This window comes from Enterococcus sp. AZ126 (genome assembly GCF_051714545.1).
Lineage (GTDB): Bacteria > Bacillota > Bacilli > Lactobacillales > Enterococcaceae > Enterococcus_L.
Genome location: NZ_JBIOSB010000001.1, coordinates 2,409,972 through 2,435,458 on the forward strand (window position 1 = coordinate 2,409,972; position 25,487 = coordinate 2,435,458).

General features: G+C 36.8%; 23 protein-coding genes. 19 read left to right on the forward strand and 4 right to left on the reverse strand.

Features of this window, described 5'->3' with window-relative positions:
• Positions 1-202: 202 nt before the first annotated feature.
• On the forward strand, positions 203-910 hold the full coding sequence (locus tag IGI43_RS11420; protein WP_438758850.1) for a DUF6287 domain-containing protein: 708 nt from the start codon (positions 203-205) through the stop codon (positions 908-910).
• A 210-nt stretch (positions 911-1,120) separates the two neighbouring features.
• Here IGI43_RS11420 and IGI43_RS11425 read toward each other — a convergent pair whose 3' ends face one another.
• Positions 1,121-2,104: a tRNA dihydrouridine synthase gene (locus tag IGI43_RS11425; protein WP_438757913.1), complete on the reverse strand. Its 984-nt coding sequence runs from the start codon at positions 2,102-2,104 to the stop codon at positions 1,121-1,123.
• Between the two features lie 208 nt (positions 2,105-2,312).
• Between IGI43_RS11425 and IGI43_RS11430 the strand changes: the two genes are divergently transcribed.
• From IGI43_RS11430 to IGI43_RS11440, 3 genes are read left to right on the forward strand one after another with little or no spacing between them, the layout of a single operon-like run.
• Positions 2,313-2,738 (forward strand): MarR family winged helix-turn-helix transcriptional regulator, encoded by a 426-nt coding sequence (locus tag IGI43_RS11430; RefSeq protein WP_438757914.1) that lies wholly within the window; start codon positions 2,313-2,315, stop codon positions 2,736-2,738.
• A gap of 34 nt (positions 2,739-2,772) precedes the next feature.
• Positions 2,773-3,840 carry an LLM class flavin-dependent oxidoreductase gene (locus IGI43_RS11435; RefSeq protein ID WP_438757915.1) on the forward strand — a complete coding sequence of 356 codons (1,068 nt, stop codon included), beginning with the start codon at positions 2,773-2,775 and terminating at the stop codon, positions 3,838-3,840.
• A gap of 11 nt (positions 3,841-3,851) precedes the next feature.
• On the forward strand, positions 3,852-4,418 hold the full coding sequence (locus IGI43_RS11440) for an NADPH-dependent FMN reductase (protein ID WP_438757916.1): 567 nt from the start codon (positions 3,852-3,854) through the stop codon (positions 4,416-4,418).
• A gap of 196 nt (positions 4,419-4,614) precedes the next feature.
• Here the strand turns inward: IGI43_RS11440 and IGI43_RS11445 are convergent, their stop codons facing one another.
• Positions 4,615-5,424 carry a hypothetical protein gene (locus tag IGI43_RS11445; protein ID WP_438757917.1) on the reverse strand — a complete coding sequence of 270 codons (810 nt, stop codon included), beginning with the start codon at positions 5,422-5,424 and terminating at the stop codon, positions 4,615-4,617.
• A gap of 246 nt (positions 5,425-5,670) precedes the next feature.
• On the opposite strand from IGI43_RS11445, the gene IGI43_RS11450 reads away from it, so the two are divergent.
• From IGI43_RS11450 to IGI43_RS11460, 3 genes are all read left to right on the forward strand, one after another.
• The gene (locus IGI43_RS11450; protein ID WP_438757918.1) at positions 5,671-6,093 is read left to right on the forward strand and encodes an Rrf2 family transcriptional regulator; all 423 of its coding nucleotides are present in this window, start codon (positions 5,671-5,673) and stop codon (positions 6,091-6,093) included.
• Between the two features lie 64 nt (positions 6,094-6,157).
• Complete coding sequence (locus tag IGI43_RS11455; RefSeq protein WP_438757919.1) at positions 6,158-6,781, forward strand: NAD(P)-dependent oxidoreductase; 624 nt, start codon at positions 6,158-6,160, stop codon at positions 6,779-6,781.
• A 258-nt stretch (positions 6,782-7,039) separates the two neighbouring features.
• Complete coding sequence (locus IGI43_RS11460; protein WP_438757920.1) at positions 7,040-7,813, forward strand: TraX family protein; 774 nt, start codon at positions 7,040-7,042, stop codon at positions 7,811-7,813.
• Between the two features lie 216 nt (positions 7,814-8,029).
• Here IGI43_RS11460 and IGI43_RS11465 read toward each other — a convergent pair whose 3' ends face one another.
• Complete coding sequence (locus IGI43_RS11465) at positions 8,030-9,175, reverse strand: hypothetical protein (protein WP_438757921.1); 1,146 nt, start codon at positions 9,173-9,175, stop codon at positions 8,030-8,032.
• A gap of 179 nt (positions 9,176-9,354) precedes the next feature.
• Between IGI43_RS11465 and IGI43_RS11470 the strand changes: the two genes are divergently transcribed.
• The 4 genes from IGI43_RS11470 to IGI43_RS11485 all read left to right on the forward strand — a co-directional run bounded on the left by IGI43_RS11470 (position 9,355) and on the right by IGI43_RS11485 (position 15,412).
• A complete protein-coding gene (locus tag IGI43_RS11470) occupies positions 9,355-10,602 on the forward strand; it encodes a competence/damage-inducible protein A (protein ID WP_438757922.1) in 1,248 nt (415 codons plus the stop codon).
• Positions 10,603-10,709: 107 nt separating this feature from the next.
• Positions 10,710-11,759 (forward strand): recombinase RecA, encoded by a 1,050-nt coding sequence (gene recA / locus IGI43_RS11475; RefSeq protein WP_438757923.1) that lies wholly within the window; start codon positions 10,710-10,712, stop codon positions 11,757-11,759.
• Positions 11,760-12,035: 276 nt separating this feature from the next.
• Complete coding sequence (gene rny, locus IGI43_RS11480) at positions 12,036-13,592, forward strand: ribonuclease Y (RefSeq protein WP_438757924.1); 1,557 nt, start codon at positions 12,036-12,038, stop codon at positions 13,590-13,592.
• 167 nt (positions 13,593-13,759) lie between these two features.
• Positions 13,760-15,412 (forward strand): peptide ABC transporter substrate-binding protein, encoded by a 1,653-nt coding sequence (locus tag IGI43_RS11485; RefSeq protein WP_438757925.1) that lies wholly within the window; start codon positions 13,760-13,762, stop codon positions 15,410-15,412.
• Positions 15,413-15,892: 480 nt separating this feature from the next.
• Here IGI43_RS11485 and IGI43_RS11490 read toward each other — a convergent pair whose 3' ends face one another.
• The gene (locus IGI43_RS11490; protein ID WP_438757926.1) at positions 15,893-16,096 is read right to left on the reverse strand and encodes a helix-turn-helix transcriptional regulator; all 204 of its coding nucleotides are present in this window, start codon (positions 16,094-16,096) and stop codon (positions 15,893-15,895) included.
• Positions 16,097-16,453: 357 nt separating this feature from the next.
• On the opposite strand from IGI43_RS11490, the gene IGI43_RS11495 reads away from it, so the two are divergent.
• From IGI43_RS11495 to msrB, 8 genes are all read left to right on the forward strand, one after another.
• On the forward strand, positions 16,454-17,362 hold the full coding sequence (locus IGI43_RS11495) for a helix-turn-helix domain-containing protein (RefSeq protein ID WP_438757927.1): 909 nt from the start codon (positions 16,454-16,456) through the stop codon (positions 17,360-17,362).
• 153 nt (positions 17,363-17,515) lie between these two features.
• Positions 17,516-18,313: a TIGR00282 family metallophosphoesterase gene (locus tag IGI43_RS11500; protein WP_438757928.1), complete on the forward strand. Its 798-nt coding sequence runs from the start codon at positions 17,516-17,518 to the stop codon at positions 18,311-18,313.
• Between the two features lie 336 nt (positions 18,314-18,649).
• Positions 18,650-19,018 carry a YlbF family regulator gene (locus IGI43_RS11505; protein ID WP_438757929.1) on the forward strand — a complete coding sequence of 123 codons (369 nt, stop codon included), beginning with the start codon at positions 18,650-18,652 and terminating at the stop codon, positions 19,016-19,018.
• A gap of 2 nt (positions 19,019-19,020) precedes the next feature.
• Positions 19,021-21,585, forward strand: coding sequence for a DNA mismatch repair protein MutS (gene mutS / locus IGI43_RS11510; RefSeq protein ID WP_438757930.1), 2,565 nt, complete (start codon positions 19,021-19,023; stop codon positions 21,583-21,585).
• Positions 21,586-21,624: 39 nt separating this feature from the next.
• On the forward strand, positions 21,625-23,700 hold the full coding sequence (gene mutL, locus IGI43_RS11515) for a DNA mismatch repair endonuclease MutL (RefSeq protein ID WP_438757931.1): 2,076 nt from the start codon (positions 21,625-21,627) through the stop codon (positions 23,698-23,700).
• 26 nt (positions 23,701-23,726) lie between these two features.
• On the forward strand, positions 23,727-24,284 hold the full coding sequence (locus IGI43_RS11520; protein ID WP_438757932.1) for a Maf family protein: 558 nt from the start codon (positions 23,727-23,729) through the stop codon (positions 24,282-24,284).
• A 27-nt stretch (positions 24,285-24,311) separates the two neighbouring features.
• Positions 24,312-24,806 (forward strand): acyl-CoA thioesterase, encoded by a 495-nt coding sequence (locus IGI43_RS11525; protein ID WP_438757933.1) that lies wholly within the window; start codon positions 24,312-24,314, stop codon positions 24,804-24,806.
• Positions 24,807-24,905: 99 nt separating this feature from the next.
• Positions 24,906-25,343: a peptide-methionine (R)-S-oxide reductase MsrB gene (gene msrB, locus IGI43_RS11530; RefSeq protein WP_438757934.1), complete on the forward strand. Its 438-nt coding sequence runs from the start codon at positions 24,906-24,908 to the stop codon at positions 25,341-25,343.
• Positions 25,344-25,487: the final 144 nt, after the last annotated feature.

Here is a 25,487-nt window from a genome sequence, read left to right on the forward strand (position 1 = left end):
TCTCTAACTTTAAGAGGCAGTTCAATACATTTAACCCAAGAAGATTCTGGAAGATAGACGCAGCTTGCGATGTGTACTACTATGAGAGTGACAAATATATTTGTTTAGAGATAAGGAAGTCCTAGATTATCTCAGAATGAATTGACTAGTTAAAGGGTTTCTTAAATTTAGATAATGACTTGGAGGATTTGTTTTGAAAAAAGTGAAGAGAACTATTTTGTTCGGTTTTTGTACGGTACTTTTGGGGGAATTAGTGGGATGTAGTCATTTAGATAAATCAAGTGCAGATACTGTTGAATCATCTAGTGCTAAAGTCATGACAGAATCAACTGTTAGTAGTAAAGAAGCTAAAGCAACCACAGAAATAACGACTGAGCAATCGAGTAGTGTTCAGGAAACGAAAGAAGCTGATGAATTAAATGCATCGGAAAAAGAAGAGCAAGTAAAAGTCGTAACAGAAGTAATGAATCTTGCTCAAATTCAACAAGGAGATTATTCAAGCCTGAATGGAACGTGGGAAAACGGATTAGGTAAGACAATCTATGTAGAAAATAATACAATGACTTTTACAGACATCTCTAATCAAGAACAACCAGCAGGAATAACGGGACTAAACATAGATATTCCCAAACTAAATTCACCTGATGGTACACCTGAAATAGTATCCTACATGGGGGATAGCAACAAAGTTAAATCGTATGAACAACAATTAGGGATTGAAGAGAATCAAGGGTTTATTTCCTTGAGAAGTAATCTCCCTGGTGCAGTAATCTATGTATCCTTTTTACCAAACGGTATAGTGGGGGACATAGTAGAAGGAGAGATTGACAGAGATAAAATTGTAGCTGTGGGTACTCAAAATACAGCTACCTCTGTTCGAGCAGCGTATGTTTATTATAAAATCGACTAAGTCATCCGAGCATGAAAGGATCTGTTCGACAATTATTAAGGTATATCCTTAATTGTTGTGATACCTTAGAAGGTGTGGGACAAAAGTAACATTCACGTTTGTTTCCCACACCTTTTTTATCATACTCTTTTTGCACTTCCTGAATTTCGGTAGTAAAAAGAAAAAACGCTCTTATCTACAGAGCGTTTAAAACAAAACTAGATACCAATATCATTCTATGAAAGACTCACGTGTCTTCTGTTTATAAAACTCCTTCAAAATCTCCCGAACCTCATCTGTAGATTTCGTCCCCATCAATTTCACTCGTAAATCACTAGCTCCAGGAAATCCCTTAACATAAATCTTAAAGAAACGATGCAAGCCAACAATCGAGCGGGGAATCATTTCAGCATACTGATCTTGCAAATCAAGTTGCATCTCCAACAAACCAAGCAACTCTTGAGCAGAGTGTTCCCTTGGTTCTTTTTCAAATGCATAAGGATTTTTAAAAATACCGCGGCCGATCATAATCCCGTCCACACCATATTGTTTCGCAAGTTGTAAACCAGTTTTACGATCAGGAATATCGCCATTGATCGTAATCAGTGTTTGAGGGGCTACACGATCACGGATTTCCATGATCTGAGGAATCAAATCCCAATGTGCATCCACTTTACTCATTTCATTTCGGGTTCGCAAGTGGATCGATAGGTTCGCGATATCTTGTCTCAGCAAGTGTGTAATCCAGTCTTCCATTTCAGCTATTTTGGCATAACCAATTCGAGTTTTAACGCTGACGGGTATTCCACCTGCTTTTGCTGCCTCAATCAATTCAGCCGCTACATCAGGTCGTAAAATAAGACCGCTTCCTTTTCCACGTCCTGCTACATTAGGAACGGGGCAGCCCATATTGATGTCGATCCCTTTAAAGCCCATTTCGGCTAAACCAATACTCATCTCTTTGAAGAATTCAGGCTTATCACCCCAGATATGAGCGACCATCGGCTGTTCATCTTCGGTAAAAACTAAGCGTCCACGCACGCTTTCTTTCCCGTCTGGATGGCAATAACTATCAGAATTCGTAAATTCAGTAAAAAAGACATCAGGTGCCCCTGCTTCTTTTATGACGTGGCGAAAGACAACATCGGTCACATCTTCCATCGGTGCTAATACAAAAAAAGGCTTTGGTAATTCTGCCCAAAAATTATTTATCATTCTATATTCTCCACTCTATTACTTTCGGTTAGATTTTGAAAAACACACTCATTATACTAATAATACTAGAAAGAATCAAAGAGAAGATTTTATAAGCTGATAAGGGCAACGTTGTGCCAAAAGAGTTTGTATAAATTGCTTATTTTTAGTAAGTATATTATACTGATTTCATCAGTTTGGTTCTAAACTTAAAAAGGAGGATCAATACATGGAGGAATTATCACTTTCAGAAAAAGTAAAATTAAGTAGCTGGATGTCTATTTTACAGTTTGTTCAAAAGAGCAATGCTCAGTCTAATGAGTTCCTAAAGCAATATGATTTAAATGTTTCAAAGTTTGATATGCTTCATCATATTCAGGAAAATCAACCAATCACGCAAAAGGAACTTGGAGAGAAGTTATTGATCTCTAAAGGTGGTGTTTCACAAATGATCAAGCAATTTGAAGCGGATGGTTGGATTGACCGTCAGCAAGAATGGAAGGAAAAATATATTTCTTTGACAGATAAGGGACAAAAGCAATTAAATACTTGCTTTATTAAACAGAGTAAATTGCAGGCATCTGTTTTTGATAATTTAACGAAACGTGAAGTCCTTGAGCTAGCAAAAATCAGTAAAAAATTAATGCAATCATAACTCTATTTAGAGAATGAAAAAGGAGTGTTGAAAAATGAATGAAACATTTGGCATCAATCCATCAAAAGGCATGGAAATTGGGTTGTATTCTTTAGGCGATCACATCAAAAATCCAATGACAGGAAACAAAATTAGCGAACAACAACGAATCAATGAGATAATCGAAGCGGCGAAATTTGCGGATGAAGCTGGGATCGATGTGTTTGGTGTCGGTGAAAGTCACCAAAGTCATTTTATTGGACAAGCCAATCAAGTGATTTTAGCAGCAATTGCGGCACAAACTAAAAAGATTAAACTCTCTAGTTCAGTTACAGTTTTAAGTACAAATGATCCGGTACGTGTATATGAAGAGTATGCTACATTGGATTTACTTTCAAATGGTCGTGCAGAAATCGTAGCAGGCCGAGGCTCTCGTGTCGGCGTGTATGAACTTTTAGGATTTGATTTAAAAGATTACGAAGAATTATTTGAAGAAAAAATGCATCTGTTAAAATTATTGAACGAAGCTTCACCGAATGAACGACTAAATTGGGAAGGGAAATTTCGCGCGACACTTCAAAATGCAGAAATTTTGCCACAACCCGTTCGCGGATATTTACCTATTTGGCGAGCAGTAGGCGGACCAGCAGATAGTGCAATCAAAGCTGGATTAGATGGAATTCCAATGATGTTGACGACATTAGCAGGACCTGCACCCATTTTCAAACGGGCAGTAGATGCCTATCGTTTGTCTTTGGCAGAAGCAGGTTATGATGAAAAAGAATTTCCACTTGCTACAACGAGTTTATTTTATGTTGCAGAAACAGGCAGTCAAGCACGTAAAGAAATGTACCCATTTTTAAATGCTGGTTGGTCAGCGATTCGTGGCGGCATCTATCCGAAACAACATTTTGCTCAATCACAAGATTCAAGAGATACACTGATGGTTGGAAGTGTTAATGAAATTATTGAGAAAATTCTTTATCAATACGAATTATATGGACATCAACGTTTTATGGCACAAATCGATTTTGGTGGTGTTCCGCTGGATCTTGTTAAGAAAAATATTGAATTGATTGCAACAAAAGTGATGCCAGAAGTTAAAAAATATACTAAACATTAGGAGGCCGATTTATGAAAATAGTAGCGATCATTGGCTCGGCTTTCGGTAGTAAGTCAAGAGTAGCAGTAAATTACACGGTAAACAAAATAAAAGAAGTACGAGAAGATATTGAACTTGAAGTGATTGATTTTTCTGAAATACAATTCCCATTTGCAGATGGGCGTGACTATTTTCAACATGAAGGAGAAGTTGGAGAAGCGCTGAAAAAAATCATGGAAGCGGATGGTTTGATTGTTGGAACACCGATTTTTCAAGCGTCAATGCCAGGCACGTTGAAAAATTTATTTGATATGTTGCCAGTTAATGCTTTTCGAAATAAGGTAGCTGGAATGATTGTGACAGCAGGATCTGAGAAACACTTTTTGATTCCTGAACAGCAAATTCGTCCAGTTTTGAGTTATATGAAAGCCAACTTGGTGCCAAATTATGTGTTTATTACGGATCAGGATATTATCCGCCAAGAAATCAAAAACCCTGATATCGAATTTCGGTTGGATCGATTTGTAGATGATTTTTTCTTGTTGTTGGATACTTACCAAACAATGATTCAGCAAAAAGAGGCGGAATATGATTTTTAATAATCTTTGTGTTTATACAGATAACAGCGATTAGTAAAAAAAGTTGAAAATTAGATAGATCGTTTATTTTTTATGAAAAATCAAAAAAAGGCTAGAACATAACTCTAGCCTTAAGTAATCCGAATACACGATGGGAGCAGAAACTTATTTGGAAATAAGTTTCTGCTCCCAATCTCTTTTGATTTTTTTATTTAAACTAGCTAACAACAGTCCATTCATTAAGTGTTTTACCATTCGCGTCGACCAGCTCCAGCCAACTATTTGTTCCGCCAAAGTATAAAAATAGACCGACTTCATTGACACTTTTCAAGATGATATCTTCAGTGGTAACAAAATTTTTCACTTTATCTTTATGATCGTCTCTGATTCGTTGCCCCATTTTTGCTGCGAATCCTAAAGACCCATCTTTATTTAGAGGCGGGTCGGCCATCATTGTTGCCCCAGCTTTTAAGAGCATTTCATTTCGTTTGTGCCAAAGAGCGGTCGCTTTGCTTTCTCTGGTATCGATAAAAAATTCTATCTGGCTGATTTCCTTAGTCCATCTATGCCGTGCTTTTGCAAGTTTTGCTTTGATTTTTTTTGGTTCTTCGTGGTGTTTTAAAGGATAACCAAATTTTTCAAGAACTAACAAAACATTGTCTGTATAAGTGGTAACCGTTTTTTTATAGCTCGTCGGGATTTTTGTTTCCGCTTGAGATGCATGGCTCAATTGAATCCCATTATCGGTTGCTTCTACAATAAATTGTTGTTCTAAATACTCTAATTCGATATCCCAAGACGGTGAAACGGTGATCATATTGTCAAAATCTACTTCATTTTGGAAAACCCCTAATTCTGCTTTTCCGATGGCAATAATAGAATTGCTTTTAACCAAAATATAAACAGCTGGTTGATCGAGTATGAGTTCGCTGTCGTTTTGATCGAATATATTGATCGTTCCTTGTTGGTTCTTAAATGCAATGCTCGTTTTCGTTTCTGTAATCTCTACAGTTAGTTGGATTTGCATAGTAGTCTCCTTTAAAAAATAGATTTATTTGCTATGTTCACTTTTTTTAATTTTTGGGGTAAGTCACTTGATTCTATCATGAAAGTAAAAATAAGTCTTGTAAGCTGAAATTGAGTAGGCAATACGTTTCATATTTGATTGAGACTATTCAAGAAATAAATGAACATCTATCTATTGACATTTTTGGTTAATCGCAGTATCATCTTAATGTAACCTTAGAAGTTACTAATAATTGGAGTGATAGACATGGCCATGTCGACGAAATTAAGTGTGGCGATCCATATTCTCAGTTTGATCGAAATCGGGCCACCCGAACAGGTCAATTCTGAATTGATTGCATCAAGTGTAAATACGAACCCGGTTGTAGTCAGAAGGCTGATGAGCAAGCTAAAAAAAGCTGGATTTATTCATACAAGCAGAGGGACAACCCAAACCTATTTATTGAAAAAACCAGAAGATATTTCGCTTTATGATATCTATGAAGCAGTCGAATTGGATCGCGAAGTATTCAATATCCATCAAAATCCTAATCCCGATTGTCTGGTAGGAGCAACGATACAAACGGCGTTAGAAGGACAATATAAAAAAGTTCAACAAAGTATGGAAACAGAATTAAAAGAGATTGCTTTATCTGATGTGATTCATCAAATCAAGCAGAAAGAGACGTAGGTCTCTTCTCTTTTTAAATTTAAATGTAACAAAATAAGTTTCATTAAGAGAAAGGAAGATAAATATGAAAGTAGCAATTTTAGGCGCAAATGGTAAAGCAGGTTCAGCAATTTTGAAAGAAGCAAAAAAAAGAGGATTAGACGTTACTGCTGTTGTTCGTGACGCAGCCAAAATTACAGATGGAACTCCTGTTATTGAAAAAGATGTTTATGCGTTAAAGACAGAAGATATATCAGGTTTTGACGTTTTGGTCAGCGCATTGGGTTTCTGGGGTGATGTAAGTGAATTTACAGGATCGACGCAACATTTGATCGACATTTTAACAAATCAAAAAACACGTTTATACGTTGTTGGTGGCGCTGGAAGTTTATTTGTAAATCCAGAACATACTGTACGTTTGAGTGAAACACCAGATTTCCCTGAAGCATTTAAACCATTAGCTACTGCAATGGGCAAAGGACTAGATTTATTAGAAGCTGCAAACAATGTTAATTGGACGTATATTAGTCCAGCAGCAGAATTTGATGCACAAGGTCCAGCAACGGGTGAATATGTTATCGCTGGTGAAGAGTTAGAAACAGACAAAGAGGGAAAAAGCTACATTTCTTATGCTGATTATGCGGTCGCTATGGTAGATGACATTGAAAAAAATGCACATCCGAACCAACGATTTAGTGTGCACCAATAAAACGCAATTTAAGAGAAGACTGGCATAGAAGCGTTTAACTTTGAGAAATAAGAAAAGGTTGCTTCTGTTACTATCATTTATTTGTATTTAGGGTGTGAAACAAAAGTAGAGTTTACTTTTGTCTCACACTCTTATTTTTATTTCTAACGGATATCGTTCATATAACAAAAATGATAGGCTCCTGAAAGATGATTCTAAGGTGAAAGAGTAATTATTCTTCTATAATTAGTTAGACGAATGTGTAAGGGGTGTATAACAATGAGTAAGTTTAAAGGTTTTACTACATTTGATTTAAAAGTAATTGGAATCATCTTGATGTTTATCGACCATATTCATCAAATGTTTGTTCCAATGGGAGTACCACTTTGGGTAGACTGGTTTGGTAGACCTGTTGCAACACTTTTTTTCTTTGTTAGTGTGATCGGTTTTATACATACGAGAAGTAAAGAGAAATATATGTTACGTTTGTATTTAGGCATGGTCATCATGACGCTAGGAAATAATGTTTTGGAGCAGATGGTTGGATATGATGAAGTGCAGCTGATGAACAATATTTTCCGTGACCTTTTGGTGGGTGCATTGATGATGTATGGAATTGACAAAATTTCTGAAGGGCATTCAAGTAAAAAATTCAGCAAAATAATTACAGGGATCGTCATTATTTTATTTCCTATATTGTCTTCAGGAGTATTTATGATTCTTATGTCAAATCCGAATACGATCACGGCAGCAGCTCTGGGTGTTACTTTTATTCCGGCTTTACTATTTGCGGAAAACAGCGTGCTGGTATTATTGATTCCACTTATGTATTTAGCTAGAAATAAGCGATGGTTGCAATGTTTGTTGATTACGATTATCGCAGTATTCTTCTTTTTCCAAGGTATGACACAATGGATGATGATTTTTGCAGTAATTCCTATTTTGTTGTTCAACGGTGAAAAAGGAAGAGGGATGAGAAACTTCTTTTATTTCTTTTATCCATTGCATATTTGGATTTTATATTTGATTTCTGCGTATTTATACATGCATTGATTGGAATTAGAAATTATTACTGTAAAAAACACCTATAGCAAAAACATTCTATTTATAAACGACAAGAGTTTACATGCAAAAAACCTCTACACTAAATGTAGAGGGAGTTGCTCTTGCTCCCGCCGCTTATTAAGGCTAGGATATGACTCGTAGCGTTATGTCCAACCTTCGTGGCATTTTTGTGTGTTTTACAAAAGTATTAAAATAGTTGTTACATTATTGATAGCATTTAGAACAAGGTGTAAGTCCTCGAGCTTTTGCTTGTTCTAATGTCGCAGGAGTATAGGTTCCACTGCCACATTTGTGATTATGATATTTTTCTCCTGTGCGAGTAACTAGAACCATTTCTCCTGTTTCTTGCGTGTCTGGTACAGGCGTTTCCGGCGTTTGAGCAGCAGCTTGTTCTTGTTCTAAGGCGACTTTTTGTGCTTCTGCAAGTTTTTTTGCTTCTTCTTTTTGAGCGGTGAGTGTTTGTTTAACCTTGTTTGCTCGCTTGGTTAATTCAGTATTACTGTTTGGCAATTCTTTGATCTTAGCAATTGCTTGATTGTAATGATCATCTGTTGGCTCTTGTTCGGCTTTTTCAACAGCTTCACGAGCAGAAGCAAGTTGTTTTTCTGCTAATTCTTTTTCTGTGATTTTTTGTTGGACCGTGGTCAAACGTTTTAGTAACGAATCTTTATTTAAGGTTGCATTAGCCACTAAGTCAGTTGCTGAATCGACTTGTTCTTTTGTTTGTTTCGACTCCGCCAATTCAACTGCTTCGTAGATGGGTATATTTTCTTTGACAATTGCTAAACGTTTTGTAAAGTCGTCTTTGTCTCTTGTTAAAGTGCTGATACGAGTTGCGGCTTCATCATAATTTTTTTGCGTCGGTTTGTTTTCTGCTGATACTAGAGCTGTTTCAGCTTTTTTTAGTGTTTCTTGTCCTTGTTTTTCTTCATTCAAAAAAGCAACGAAGGTTTTTGATGGCTTAACTTCGATTGTTTCAACTTTGTCAGTATTGCCAATGGAAGCAACAAAAGTAAATTTTTGCGAGTGATCATCTGTTAACGTTACTTTGTAAGAAAATTCACCGTTTTTTGTTTTGATTTTTTCGCCGTCAAGACTGATGCTGCTTTCGTCGTTTGTTTTTCCTTCGATTATTGCGATTCCTTGATCATTTGTTTCTATTATTTTTTTAGATAAATTAATTCGTGGAGATGCTGGTGTTAAGGCAATCGCTCCAACCATCATGATAAAACTAGCGCTAGTTAAAAGTAAAACTTTTTTCTTCGGTTGTTTCTTAAAGACTGCTCTCAATAAAAGAAAGCCACCAATTATTATTCCTAAAAAACCTATAAGTCCAATAAATACTGACATGTTCCCCTTTTCCCCCTTTTTCTCAATAAACAAATTGTAGCATATTATTATTTAAATGATAAATTATTTACCTTTTTGATTTATAAATGAATCAGAGTCGTTTCACCGCGACAAAAAAAATTCCTGTGATAAAATGAAATAAGAATTATTTACGTATCTTATTAGAGAAGAGGAGAAAAATGAAAGCAGAGATTATTGCAGTCGGTACAGAGCTGTTACTAGGTCAAGTTGTCAATACAAATGCGACTTTCCTATCAGAAGAGTTAGCAGATTTAGGAATCGAGGTGTATTATCATACCGTTGTAGGAGATAATCCTCAGCGTTTAGAACAATTGTTAGTGGACGCCGAAAAACGTAGTGATTTGATTGTTTTATGTGGGGGATTAGGACCGACAGAAGATGATTTAACGAAAGACACAGTTGCTGCACACATCCATCACCCTTTAATCCAAGATGAGCAGGGGCTTAAGAGCCTTCATGAATTTTTTACTTTTTCAAAAAATAAAATGACCGAAAACAATTTAAGACAGACCTTAATGATCGATGGTGGAATCGCTGTTCAAAATCCCACTGGCTTGGCAGTAGGCACCTTGATTACAGAACAGGATACGACCTATTTATTATTGCCGGGTCCACCGAATGAATTAAGACCCATGTTCCGACAAAATGCTCGTCCACTATTAGAAGAACGTTTCCCACAAAAAGAGCAGTTGATATCTAGAGTTTTGCGATTTTATGGGATTGGTGAATCGCAATTAGTGACAGAATTGAAGACATTGATCGATACACAGACAAATCCGACGATTGCGCCTTACGCTAAGCCTAATGAAGTAACATTACGCTTAACAGCTAAGATTGTTGATGAGGTAACAGGTCAGCAGTTATTGGATAATCTAGAATCAAAAGTCATGGATCAAGTCGGCGAGTATTTCTATGGGTATGGCGATGAGAACAGTTTAGCAAAAGTTACAGTCGATGCGCTAAAAAGAAATGGAAAAACTGTAACAGCAGCAGAAAGTTTAACAGCAGGTCTTTTTCAAAGTACTTTAGGGGATATTTCAGGTGTTTCAAAAGTATTTAAAGGAGGTTTTGTTACTTATTCTGCTAAAACAAAAGAACAGTTTCTAGACATTGATCCTAAGTTGCTTGAAAAAGAAGGAACAGTCAGTGAGGCTTGCGCAATCGCGATGGCAGAGCAAGCAAGAAAGTTAGCAGATGCAGATTTTGCCGTATCATTTACAGGTGTAGCGGGTCCAGATGAATTAGAAGAACAACCAGCAGGAACAGTCTGGATTGGTTTAGCAGAAAAAGGGCAACCGACTGTAGCAGTGCTTCAACATTTTAATCGTGATCGAAGTTACATTCGTCAAAGTGCTGTGATGAAAGGCTTAGACCTGATTCGAAGAGCAGTTGATAAGAAAAAATAAAAAGGCGAATGTTTGTTCGTTTTTCTCTTGCTTTTTTTAAATAAACCAGTTATGATATATTTATTGAAAAGGAATTTAAATCGTTTATATATAAGGAGGATTATCGATTGGCAGATGATCGTAAAGTGGCCTTAGATGCCGCATTAAAAAAAATCGAAAAGAACTTTGGTAAAGGTTCAGTAATGAAATTAGGGGAAAAAATCGATCAACAAATCTCGACTATTCCGAGTGGCTCACTAGCACTGGATGTGGCTTTAGGTGTTGGTGGGTATCCCCGGGGACGAATCGTTGAAGTCTATGGACCAGAAAGTTCTGGTAAGACGACTGTTGCATTACACGCGATCGCTTCTGTGCAACAAGAAGGCGGGACTGCTGCATTTATCGATGCAGAGCATGCTTTAGATCCTCAATATGCGCAAGCACTAGGTGTCAATATCGATGAACTGCTCCTTTCACAACCAGATACTGGTGAACAAGGATTAGAAATCGCAGATGCATTAGTTTCTAGTGGCGCCATCGACATCGTTGTTATTGACTCTGTAGCGGCGCTAGTACCTCGTGCAGAGATCGATGGGGAAATGGGCGCAAGTCACGTTGGACTGCAAGCACGTTTGATGTCACAAGCCTTACGTAAGCTTTCAGGTTCGATCAATAAGACGAAGACGATTGCAATCTTTATCAATCAAATTCGTGAAAAAGTCGGAGTTATGTTTGGTAACCCTGAAACAACACCTGGTGGTCGTGCCTTGAAATTCTACGCTACTGTTCGTTTAGAAGTAAGACGTGCAGAACAATTGAAGCAAGGAACAGATATCATCGGTAACCGTACAAAAATCAAAGTGGTTAAAAATAAAGTAGCACCGCCATTTAAAGTAGCTGAAGTAGACATCATGTATGGTCAAGGAATTTCTCAAGAAGGTGAGTTACTTGATATGGCTGTCGAAAAAGACATTGTTGATAAAAGTGGTGCATGGTACAGCTATAAAGAAGAACGAATTGGTCAAGGTCGTGAAAATGTCAAAGTCTACATGACAGAACATCCAGAGATGGTCGAAGAAGTTTCTAAGCGTGTACGCGATGCATTCGGTATTGGCGATGGAACAGCTGTTATTGAAGAAGAACAGGCGCAAGAAGAACTTCCTCTTGACGAAGAGTAATATTGAATACAAAGCAAGCCGATAAGCGCTGTCAAAAGCATCTTATTGGTTTGTTTTTTTTTGCAACAACTATTCTTTTCTACAAAGAAGCTCTTTAAACCAGAAAGGGCTTTTTTAAGTTGACACACTGGTGTACAAACATTAGAATAAAGTTGTATACAAATATTAGTATATAACTTTTACATGTATGCAAGTAGACATATTGATAATTGATTATAGTTTATCAGAAAACTACATGAATATTGAAAATTTGAAGATAGTACGGAGGTGGAAACAATGGGTTTAGAAATACTCCTCGCTATCATCGGTGTAATTGTCGGTCTTGGTTTAGGGTTAGTCGTTGCAAAATCACGTCATGAAAAGGCTATAGATGGTGCAAAGTCCTCTGCAGAAGGAATAATTGAAGGTGCCAATAAAGAAGCAGAGACTCTGAAAAAAGAAGCTTTATTAAAAGCTATGGAAGAAAACCAGAAGTATCGATCAGAAATTGAAAGTGAGTTGAAAGAAAGCAAACTAGAACTTAAATCTCAAGAAAATCGTTTATTACAAAGAGAACAAACGTTAGATCGTAAAGATGATTCTCTTGAAAAACGTGAAAACTCACTGGAAGAAAAAGAAGAGAAACTTGGTGCTAGACAGCAATTAATTGATGAGCGAGAAAAAGATGTAGAAGAACTAGTTGAAAAGCAACACCAAGAAATAGAGCGTATTGCTTCACTATCTAAAGATGAAGCAAAAGATATCATCATGAAATCAACAGAAGAAGAATTAAGTCATGAATTAACAGTGATGGTCAAAGAATCTGAACAACGTGCCAAAGAAGAATCGGATCGTAAAGCTAAAAATTTACTCTCTCTAGCGATTCAACGTTGTGCAGCTGATTCAGTTTCTGAAACAACTGTATCTGTTGTTAGTTTACCAAATGATGAGATGAAAGGAAGAATAATCGGACGTGAAGGGCGTAACATTCGTACATTAGAGACCTTAACAGGAATCGACTTGATTATCGATGATACGCCTGAAGCTGTTGTACTTTCTGGATTTGATCCAATTCGTAGAGAAATCGCTCGTATGACTCTCGAAAAATTGATTCAAGATGGCCGAATCCATCCAGCTCGTATTGAAGAAATGGTAGAAAAGTCTCGTAAAGAAATGGATGAACGTATTCGTGAATACGGTGAGCAAGCAGCCTTTGAAGTTGGGGCGCACACATTACATCCAGATTTGATCAAGATTTTGGGTCGTTTACGTTTCCGTACAAGTTATGGCCAAAACGTCTTAAATCACTCGATCGAAGTGGCTAAATTAACAGGTGTTTTAGCGGCAGAAATAGGCGAAGATATCCAATTAGCTAAACGTGCCGGTTTATTACACGATATCGGTAAAGCATTAGATCATGAAATTGAAGGTTCTCACGTTGAAATAGGTGCAGAATTAGCAGCCAAATACAAAGAAAATTCAACAGTCATCAATGCTATTGCATCCCATCATGGTGATGTAGAAGCGACTTCTGTTATTTCGGTATTAGTAGCAGCAGCAGATGCATTGTCAGCTGCTAGACCAGGGGCTCGTAGCGAATCAATGGAAAATTACATTCGACGCTTAGAAAACTTAGAAAATATTTCTAATGGATTTGAAGGAGTTGAATCTAGTTTTGCTGTACAAGCTGGTCGTGAAGTCCGCGTGATGGTCAAACCAGATGAAATCACAGATTTAGAAGCTGTTCGTTTAGTTAGAGATATTCGTAAGAAAATCGAAGACGATCTAGATTACCCAGGTCATATCAAAGTGACCGTTATCCGGGAAACGCGCGCAGTAGATTATGCAAAATAATTAAACAAAAAAGAAGGAACAGCTTAAGGCTTGTTGCTTCTTTTTTTACGTTTAAATTAGAAAAAATTCAGAATATTTTTACTAAACTGCTCATAGTGTTTAATTACGAATGCCCATTAACTTTGTTATATTTTGTATAGATTTTACTAAAATTGGGGGGTTTTTATATGAAATTAAAGAAAAGTGCCTTACTAGGAATAATTGCAGTATCCAGCATTGCTCTGGCCGCATGTGGTGGAAACGCTAAAAATGCCAATAGTGGTTCAGGCAGCGATGAGAAAGTATTTAGATTCATTGAAAGACAAGAAATGCCAAGTGCGGATCCTTCACTTGCAACTGATGAAGTAAGTTTTGTTGCGTTGAACAACGTTTATGAGGGAATTTACCGCTTAGATAAAGAGAGCAAACCTCAACCTGCCGGAGCAGCTGAAATGGCTGAAGTCAGTGAAGATGGCTTAACGTACAAAATAAAATTAAGAGAAGATGCAAAATGGACAGACGATAAACCCGTAACAGCGGCAGATTTCGTTTATGGCTGGCAGAGAACAGTTGATCCTGCGACTGGATCAGAATACGCTTATATGTTTAATTCTGTGAAAAATGCTGAGAAGATTTCTAAAGGCGAAATGAAAAAAGAAGAACTTGGTATAAAAGCTGTTGGAGATTATGAATTAGAAATCAATTTAGAAAAAGCGACACCGTATTTCGATTATTTGTTAGCCTTCCCTTCATTTTTACCACAAAGACAAGATATTGTTGAAAAATATGGTAAAGATTATACAACGGCAAGTGATAAAGCTGTTTACAATGGTCCATTTACACTAACAGATTTTGACGGACCAGGAACAGATACTAGTTGGTCTTACACAAAAAATGATAAATACTGGGATAAAGATACCGTTAAACTAGATAAAGTAGCAATTGACGTTGTAAAAGAGGCGCCAACTTCATTGAACCTATTCCAAGATGGTCAAGCAGACGAAGTACCATTATCTGGTGAATTAGCGCAACAAATGAAAAATGAACCTGACTATATTGTCTTAAAAGGTGCAGCAACTTTCTATCTTGAGCCAAATCAAAGAGAAGAAGACTCGCCTTACCGCAATGCCAATCTACGTAAAGCATTATCGTATGCGATTGATCGCAAAGCATTAGTTGATCAAATTTTAGCAAATGGTTCAGCAGTGCCGATGGGATTAGTTCCAGAAGGCTTGGCAGTAAATCCAAAAACAGATGAAGACTTTGCTAAAGAAGCTGGCAATGAAGCGATTTATGATGTTGATAAAGCAAAGGAATCATGGGAAAAAGCAAAAGACGAATTAGGTATTTCTACATTATCAGTCGATTTATTGATCGATGATACGGATAATGCGAAGAAAATGGCTGAATATCTTCAAGGTTCATTATCAGACACACTAGATGGATTAAAAGTATCAGTTAGTCCAGTACCATTTTCTGTTCGTTTGGATCGCTCAAATAAAGGAGACTTCCAAATCGCAGTGAGTGCTTGGGGTGCCGACTATGCCGATCCAAGCAGCTTCTTAGATTTATTTACAACGGACAACTCTTATAACAGAGGACATTATTCAAACGCTGAATATGACAAATTAGTAGAAAGTGCCGCTACAACAAATGCAAACAATCCAGAAGCACGTTGGAACGATATGTTGGATGCAGAAAAAGTGATCATGGGTGACATGGGTGTTATCCCACTTTATCAAAAAGCGGAAGCACACCTCCGTTCTGAAAAAGTCAAAGATGTTGTATATCACTCGACTGGTGCAAAATATGACTTTAAATGGACTTACATCGAAGATTAAAAAAAGTGGGTATTTGTCAACCAATGTTGGTGGACAAAATCCAAAGAATCAAATCGATTGTGATAAAAAGATTGGGACACAAGTGTTTCAAATTGAGAAATAATAAGAAATTTATGTGACCAAGTAGGTAATGTAAAGCACCAGTTCATTACATCCACTTTGCTTTACAGTTTCAGCTTATTTCTGTAGTTCCATCGTTTATTCGCCTTTAGGGTGTGAAACAAAAGTGGATTTTACTTTTGTCTCACACCCTTTGGTCTGTTCTTTTTCTAGAGAATTTTCATTAACATACAGAAAATATCGAGCTAAAATACAAGCATGGGACAAGTTATATATACTTTTGTCTCATGCTTGTGTTTGATTAGATTTAAGATAGGGGATGATGGTTTTCTCAAAAAAATTTTCAGAGATGAATGATAACTATACCATAACGATTATTAAAGGATCTTGATCGTTTATTTTGTCTTTAACTTCAAAGGCCTAAGCAAAAATATCCGTGACTTCTTTATTTAGTGAATTGGCTATATTAAAAGCTAATGAATCGGAAGGTTTATATTTTCCTTTTTCTATACTTTTGATCGTTTGAATAGAGACACTGACTTTATCAGCAAGTTCTTCTTGAGTAAGGTTATTACTTGTGCGGGTTTCTTGTAAATTATTTGTTTTTTTAATTGTTTTTTTCATACCGATGATGTCCTCTCTCTTTTATTATTTATGTTAGTAAGAAAAATAAATGATGGAGCATTTTAATTATTACTAAACCTAAAATAGCAATATTTTTAAAAAGATATACTAATTCACCCTTTATGTGGTATATTCAAAACGTAACAGTATATACATATCCCTCCTACTAGAATCAATTTAAATGAAAGAAATTACTTGTTGTATGACAAATTGTATCAAATAATACTTGAATAATAAATAGATATTCGTTAAAATTGTTTAAAATGATGAAAATAGAGACGATTATACATAAATATAGTATGACATTCAAATAATGAAGAAATTTCATGGCAAAATAGCATGAAAAGGAGAAGGCAAATGGAAATACATGAGGTTTTAAGATTTTTTAGAAAAACGTCGCATTTTACTCAGAAAGAAATTTTACCAAATTTAGATCCTTCTGTTTATTCTAGAATTGAGGGTGGAAAACAAGAAATTAAAATAAACGACATAAAGAATATTATGAATACTTTATCACTCGTTCCAGAGGAAATTTTTTCGAATGCTCCATTAGATTTGGAGCAATACAAATATAAAAAGCTTTTTTCATATTGTTCTGAAAATTTGCAGAATCAAAAGCAAAAACGAAAATTAGTAGACTATTATCAAACGCTCTCTTGCAAAAATAAGAATTTAAGGGAATTGTCTAATTATTTGGCTATTAAAAATTATTTTGCTCAATTTTGGGAAGAAGTCGACAAGATTACTGGAGAAGAATTACAAGAAATATACCAAATTCTATTGAATAAGAACTATTTCCAACACTATGATTATGCAATAATTCTGAATACTATACGGTTATTTGATAAAAAACAAATTGATCTGATTATGACAAAAGTTTTTTCTTCTAGAAATAAAAATTCTGATCTCATCTTTTTAAGTAATTTGGCGCATCATATTATTTTAAATGTAATCACCGTTAGAATTTATGAAAAAGATTATAACAGTGCGTTCAAATACATTTCTTTAGCTAAAAAACATGATCAAAGCGAACAGAGTCTCTATTACCGAATAAATTTTAAATATTTAGAAAACTTACTAGAATACTTAGTCACAGGTGACTATCAATATATGCAGCGAATTCAAGAATATATTCGGTTACTTAAGGATATTGGGGATAATGCTTTAGCTGAACAACTTGAAGCAGAAATAAAAGTAGTTATACACGGTATTTTAGTAAGTTCTAGTCAGAATACTTTTCCAGTTACTTTAATTAAAGGAGATTAAAAAATAGTTGACTCTTTTACTGAGTACAATCTTTTATAAACACTCTTTTATACAAAACTAGTTTTTTTAAAGATTAGCAAATTTCCATCCCTTCCCTTCCACTCCAAAAACCTCTATAATGAAAGCAGAAATCAAAAGAGAAGAGGAAGTTTTTTGCGTATATTATTTATAGGAGATGTAGTGGGATCATTAGGTCGAGATACAATAACGACCTATTTACCAAAATTAAAGAAAAAATATCGTCCTCAAGTAACAATCCTTAATGGTGAGAATGCTGCATCGGGTCGAGGAATTACGGGTAAGATCTATAAGAAGTTTTTACAAGACGGCGTAGATGTTGTCACCTTAGGGAATCACACGTGGGATAATAAAGAGATTTTCGAATTTATCGATGATGCCAAAAAAATGATCCGCCCAGCTAATTTTCCACAAGGGACACCTGGTCAAGGGATGGTATTTGTCAAGGTGAACCAACTTGAACTCGCTGTAATCAATATGCAAGCACGTGTTTTTATGGCGGACATCGATGATCCATTTCGCAAAGCAGAAGAATTGATCACAGAAGCACGTAAGCGAACGTCATTGATTTTCGTCGACTTTCATGGAGAAACGACAAGTGAAAAACAAGCAATGGGTTGGTTTTTAGATGGGAAAGTCAGTGCCGTTGTTGGCACGCACACACATGTGCAGACTAATGATGCTCGAATTTTACCTGCAGGTACCGCGTTTTTAAGTGACGTTGGTATGACTGGACCTTATGATGGAATATTAGGGATGAAGCGCGGACCGATCATTGAGAAATTTAGAACCGCATTGCCAAAACGATTCGAAGTGGTTGAAGAAGGTAGGAGTTTATTATCAGCTTGTGTGATCGATATTGATGATCAGACAGGACAAGCGAAAAAAATCGAACCAATCCAAATCAGTGAAGATCGCCCATTTATGGAATAAGGCATCTAAAAATAAAAAAGTATCCTAATTCATATAAATTAGAAGAGGTTGGGACAGAAGCGTTTATTCGGATTCCTTAAGGTTAGGATATAACTCGCAGAGTTATGTCCTAACCTTTTTTTGCTAAAAAGCAATTAAGCAGGTCTATCAATGGTTAGGTGCAAGAAGTTGGGTTCCTAATTTCGTTTTTTACCAACTATTTCAAATCTCAATCTTATAAACTATACGAATATGGGTTCTATTTTTCTCCACAAACTGTTGATTCTGTTTGAATTATGTTAAAATAAGTAGACTTGTTTTAGTACAAAATCTTACCCAGAATAAAGGTGTGAAATCATGGAGCCATCCATTACAGATAAAAAAATAAATGAAGAATTAACGAAATTATTGACCTTGCTCGGCGAGGACGAATTGATTCAGCGATATAAAGAACTAGAAAAAAAAGTTCAAAATAACGAGAAACTTACAGCCTTAGTTGAACAAATCAAAGCAGCTCAAAAAGATGCCGTTCAATTTGCCCATTACGACAAACCAGAAGCAGAAAAGGCAGCAATCAAGAAAGCGGATGAACTGACGAAAGAATTTGATGAACATCCCTTGGTTGTGGCATACAGAGAACAATTGATGGAAGCGAACGACCTCTTGCAGCACGTCACAGATATGATCCAATATAGAATCAACGAAGAACTAGAGAAGGAAGGGTAACAATGCCGCAAAAAACAAAACACACACCAATGATGGAACAATATTTAGCAATCAAAGACCAATACCAAGATGCTTTTTTGTTTTACCGATTAGGCGACTTTTACGAAATGTTTTATGAAGATGCAATCAATGCGTCGCAAGTGCTAGAACTGACCTTAACAAGCCGTAATCGCAATGCGGATGATCATATCCCAATGTGTGGAATTCCTCACCATGCAGCCCAAGGATATATCGATACATTGATTGAAAAAGGCTATAAAGTCGCTATTTGTGAACAGGTAGAAGATCCCAAAACAACAAAAGGGATGGTCAAGCGAGAAGTAGTTCAGCTAATTACACCCGGAACAGTTATGACCAGTAAAGGCTTAGATGCCAAGGACAATAACTATTTAACTGCTATCGTTGAAGAAAACGGGATTTTTGGATTAGCCTATGTTGATTTAAGCACAGGGGAACTAAAAACAGCCGTACTGAGTGATGAAGATGGTGTGATCAATGAGGCTTCAGCCTTACAAACCAAAGAAATCGTTTTAGGCAGTACATTATCAGAAACACTGCAACAAACGTTAAAGGATCGTTTAAATATTATTTTTTCAGAACAAAACCAAGCAGAAGAAAACGCGGAATTCAGCTTTTTAACGAGTGAATTGACTCATCCGCTAGAAGTAGATGTGACAGGAAAACTGTTGACTTATTTAAGTGTGACGCAAAAACGTGGGTTATCTCATATTCAAAAAGCCGTGGAATACCAGCCTGATCATTTCTTGAAAATGGATCACTATTCTAAATTCAACTTAGAATTAACACAGTCGATTCGGACGGGGTTAAAAAAAGGCACCTTATTATGGTTACTTGATGAAACAAAAACGGCAATGGGTGGCCGTTTATTAAAGCAATGGCTCGATCGTCCGTTGATTCAAGAAAAACAAATCCAAACCCGTCAAGAAATGGTTCAATCTTTATTGAATGCTTATTTTGAACGTGTTGACTTACAATCTACACTGACAAAAGTCTATGATTTAGAGCGTTTAGCTGGCCGTGTAGCTTTTGGCAATGTGAATGGCCGCGATTTGATCCAATTGAAGACATCATTAGAACAAGTACCATTGGTTCGTGAGCTGATCGTGGGCATCAATCAAGGAGAGTGGAATGACCTATTATTAGATTTAAATCCAGCCGAAGATGTCGTGGAGCTGATCAATCGTGCAATCAACGAAGAAGCACCGCTTGCGATAACAGAAGGCAATATCATCAAAGACAATTACAACGAAAAACTAGATGAATACCGGGATGCGATGCGCCACGGCAAACAATGGTTAGCGGAATTAGAAGCCAAAGAACGCCAAGAAACTGGGATCAAAACGCTGAAAGTCGGCTTTAATCGCGTGTTTGGTTACTACATTGAAGTGACAAAATCAAACTTAGCCAACCTAGAAGAAGGTAAATATGAAAGAAAACAAACCCTAGCGAATGCGGAACGCTTTATTACACCTGAACTAAAAGAAATGGAAACCTTGATTTTAGAAGCAGAAGAAAAATCAGTTGATTTGGAATATCAATTATTCCTAGAAGTCCGTGAACAAGTCAAAGCCAATATCGAGCGTCTGCAAAAATTAGCGAAAACAATCAGTGCAGTTGATGTTCTCCAAGCTTTTGCGACCGTCAGTGAAAGATACCAATATGTTCGTCCAACACTTAAAAGTAACAGCAAAGAGCTAAATATCGTTGAAGGACGTCATCCAGTTGTTGAGAAAGTTTTAGGACATCAAGAATACATTCCAAACAGTGTTCGTATGAGCAAAGACAATATTATTTTACTTATCACAGGACCAAACATGTCCGGTAAAAGTACGTACATGCGTCAATTAGCACTGACGGTTGTGATGGCTCAAATCGGTTGTTTTGTGCCAGCTGAATCTGCTGAATTACCTATTTTTGACCAAATTTTCACAAGAATCGGAGCATCAGATGATTTGATTGCGGGACAAAGTACGTTTATGGTGGAAATGATGGAAGCCAATCAAGCATTGCGTCACGCAACACCGAACAGTTTGATTTTATTCGATGAACTTGGTCGAGGAACTGCAACGTATGATGGAATGGCACTAGCACAAGCAATCATTGAATATATCCACCGTGAAGTCAAAGCGAAAACACTATTTTCGACCCACTATCATGAACTAACAGTCTTAGATGAAAACTTAGCTGGATTGAAAAATATTCACGTAGGAGCAGTAGAAAAAAATGGTGAGGTTGTCTTCTTGCACAAAATGATGGATGGTCCAGCCGATAAGAGTTACGGGATACATGTAGCCAAGATCGCTGGCCTGCCAAGTGATTTATTAGAACGCGCCGCAACCATTCTCTCAGCCTTGGAATCAGAAGAACAACCACTAGTTGTTGAATACAAAGACGAAATCAAAGAAGATACAGAACAGTTATCTTTATTTAAAGAAGTATCCACTGATGAATTAGGTGTGATCGATACATTGAAGAAGATAAACCTATTGGAAATGACACCGATGGATGCGTTAAATAAATTACATGAACTACAAAAAAGAATCTAAACGAACTTCAAAAAACTGAGCAAGGAAAGGATCGTAAAGATGGGAAAAATACAAGAATTGTCAGAGCAGCTTGCCAATCAGATCGCTGCTGGTGAAGTAGTAGAACGTCCTGCATCAGTTGTCAAAGAACTTGTAGAAAATGCGATCGACGCTGGAAGTACTCAAATCGATATTTTTATTGAAGAAGCAGGACTTAAAACGATTCAAGTCATCGATAATGGTGAAGGGATCGCAAAAGAAGACATTTTAAATGCGTTCAAACGCCATGCTACCAGTAAAATCCATACACGAGATGATTTATTCCGCATCCGTAGTTTAGGATTCCGTGGAGAAGCCTTGCCCAGTATCGCTTCTGTTTCCGAAATCATCGTAGAAACAGCTGTTTCTGAAGAAGAGGAAGGCAGCTATGTCCAAATGAAAGGCGGTAAAGTCGAAGAACATCGTCCGGCAGCATTAAGAAAAGGAACCAAAATCACTGTTTCAAACCTATTTTTTAATACACCAGCTCGTCTAAAATACGTCAAAACGATCCAAACTGAGTTAGCCAATGTAGGCGATATCGTCAATCGTTTGGCGCTAAGCCATCCCAAAATTGCCTTTCGCTTGGTTCATGACGGCAATAAAATGATGAACACAGCTGGTAATGGTGATTTGAAACAAACAATTGCTGGCATTTACGGCATAGGTACGGCGAAAAAAATGCTGAAGATTGAAGCCGAAGATTTAGATTTTCATTTAACCGGTTATGTTTCATTACCAGAAGTCACAAGAGCGAGTCGAAATTATTTGTCAACGATCATCAATGGCCGTTATATCAAAAACTTTGCACTGAATAAAGCAATTGTAGATGGGTATGGCTCAAAACTTATGGTTGGGCGTTTTCCTCTTGCGGTATTAGAAATCGAGATGGATCCATTGCTGGTGGATGTCAATGTCCACCCAACAAAACAAGAGGTCCGTTTAAGTAAAGAAAAAGAATTGATGACTTTGATCAGTGAAGCGATTCGAGAAGTACTAAGTCACGAGCAACTGATTCCAAATGGGGCAGATAATCTTCGATTTAAAAAGAAAGTCGAGCAACAGTCAGTAGAACAAATGGAAATCCCATTGACAGAAACAGGAGAGACAAGCAAACCTATTCGTAAACCAGGCAGCTTAAGTTATGATGCTAAAAGTGGAAATTTCTTTGTTAAAGAAACATCACCAGATATTCCAGCACACTCGCCTGCTAAGAACTATTCAAAAGAAGAACCACAGACCAAAGAAGAACAAGATAAAGAAGCGTTAATGGCGTATGCGTTTAGCTCACCTGTCGAAAGTGAAGAACCGCAAGTACCTACTAATGATCAAGTGATAGAATCAATAGAACCAGAAGAAATCACTCAGCCTGAAGAGACGACGATCGATGAACAAGTCTATGAAGAAGAATTAAGCCATCATCCTGAATTTGATTTTTCAACAACAAGGGCTAAAAATGATTTGAACAAAGTATTGAATAAATTGTCTGACGAACAGCCTAAAGAACGTTTTCCAGAATTAGACTATTTTGGACAAATGCATGGCACGTATCTGTTTGCCCAAAGTAAGGACGGTCTGTATATCATCGATCAACACGCTGCCCAAGAACGGATCAAATATGAATATTTTAGAGAAAAAATCGGTGAAGTGACAAATGATCTGCAAGAATTATTAGTACCTATCGTAATCGATTATCCAAATAGCGATGCGTTAAAAATCAAAGAGAAAAAAGAAATTTTAGTAGAAGTTGGTATTCATTTAGAAGATTTTGGCCAAAATAGTTTTCTTGTTCGCGCTCATCCAACTTGGTACCCAGCTGGTGAAGAAGAAACCATCATCCGCGAAATGATCGATATGTTTTTAACGACAGGTTCAGTCAGCGTGAAGAAATTCCGTGAAGCCACCGCAATCATGATGAGCTGTAAACGTTCAATAAAAGCCAATCACTATTTGAATGAACAACAAGCCCGTGTGTTATTAAAGGATCTAGAAACATGTGAGAATCCATTTAACTGTCCACATGGCCGACCTGTTTTGATCCATTTTACCAATTCAGATATGGAAAAAATGTTTAAACGAATCCAAGATCCACATTAAAAATAAGGGAAGAAGGTTTTATCTTAATGGCAGTAATATTAGCCTCCCAATCGCCTCGCAGACACGAGCTGTTGAGTCGAATTATTTCTGATTTTACCGTTATGCCAGCTGACATCAACGAAGAAGTTAAACGTTATTTTACGCCAATGGATTATGTCCTGACAATGGCAGCACAAAAAGCAGCCCACATCGCAAAACAATACCCCAATGATTTAGTGATCGGCTCTGATACGATTGTAACGATCGACAATGAAATATTGGGTAAACCAACTTCCAGAGACGATGCTTTTCGAATGTTGCGGCAGTTAAGTGGTCGAACACACAAAGTTTATACAAGTGTCGTATTAATGAAAGGTGATCAAGAATCTTCGGCTACCGTTCCTGCGACAGTCGAATTTTATGACTTGACTGATGAAGAGATCGATCGTTATTTAGATACAAAAGAGTACCAAGACAAAGCAGGAGCTTATGGAATTCAAGAACAAGGTGCGTTACTAGTAAAAAGTATTCAGGGCGATTATTATGCGATCATGGGGTTGCCGATTGCGACGTTATATCGGATGTTGCCAGCTTTTGATGCGTAATGGCCCAATGAAAGAAGGAAACAACAAATGAAATGTTCACAAACAAGAGCGATTCAAACACATATGATTACATATCCTCATTTAAATTTTCATAAGACCTTATTTGGAGGACAATTAATGGCTTGGCTAGATGAAACTGCTGGTATTTCAGCTGTTCGAGTATCTAGGGCAGCTATCGTTACAGCTTCTGTCGATCATTTAGATTTTCTAGCCCCTTTAAAAGCAGATCATTCTGTATGTATTGATACGTATGTATCTGGTGTTGGAACACGTTCAATGGAGCTATTCGCCAAAGTGATTGGGGAGGATTTATTTACAGGAGAACGTTATCTTGCTGGAACGTGCTTTATGACATTTGTAGTGCCTAAAGGAGCTAGTTTGCCCCAAAAAATCGAACCTGAAACAAAAGAAGAACGATTTATTTGTCAAGGTTATGAAGCGAGAAAGCAATTCAGACAAGCCAAAAGACAAGAAAGTATTGATCTTGCCGAAAATATCGATTTAGCTATCCCTTGGAACTAATATATAGAAGCAAACACTGACTTTCTAAACAGGAAGTGAGTGTTTTTTTCTCAATGGTGCTATGATAAGGGTAACTAAAATGTAAGGGTGTGAGTTGTCATGGAAAAACCATCTAAACAAGACTTAAAAGAAAAGCTATCCGATATTGAATATGCTGTAACACAGGAAAATGCGACTGAGCGACCTTTTACTGGTAAATATGATGACTTTTACCAAGAAGGGATTTATGTGGATGTGGTAAGTGGCGAACCACTTTTTAGCTCAAAAGACAAATATGATGCAGGTTGTGGCTGGCCGGCGTTTACCAAACCAATTGAAAAACAAGGCGTCAAAGAAAATTCTGATTTTTCATTAGGAATGCGTCGTGTAGAGGTCCGAAGTAAAGAAGCAGATTCCCATTTGGGGCATGTTTTTACAGATGGGCCGCAAGAACAAGGCGGATTACGTTATTGCATCAATGCTGCAGCTTTACGATTTATTCCAGTGGAAGAGTTAGAAAAAGAAGGATATGGAGAATATAAATTCATATTTGAATAAGTTAAAAGCCTATTTAAGCTAGTAAAGTCTGCTTAGATAGGCTTTTTTAGTTTAGTAAAATAAAAAATAGTTTGTTCGGTTATTTTTATTTTAAATGATTGCTATTTATGCTAATTTCCGTTATTATAAGAATATTCAGAAAAT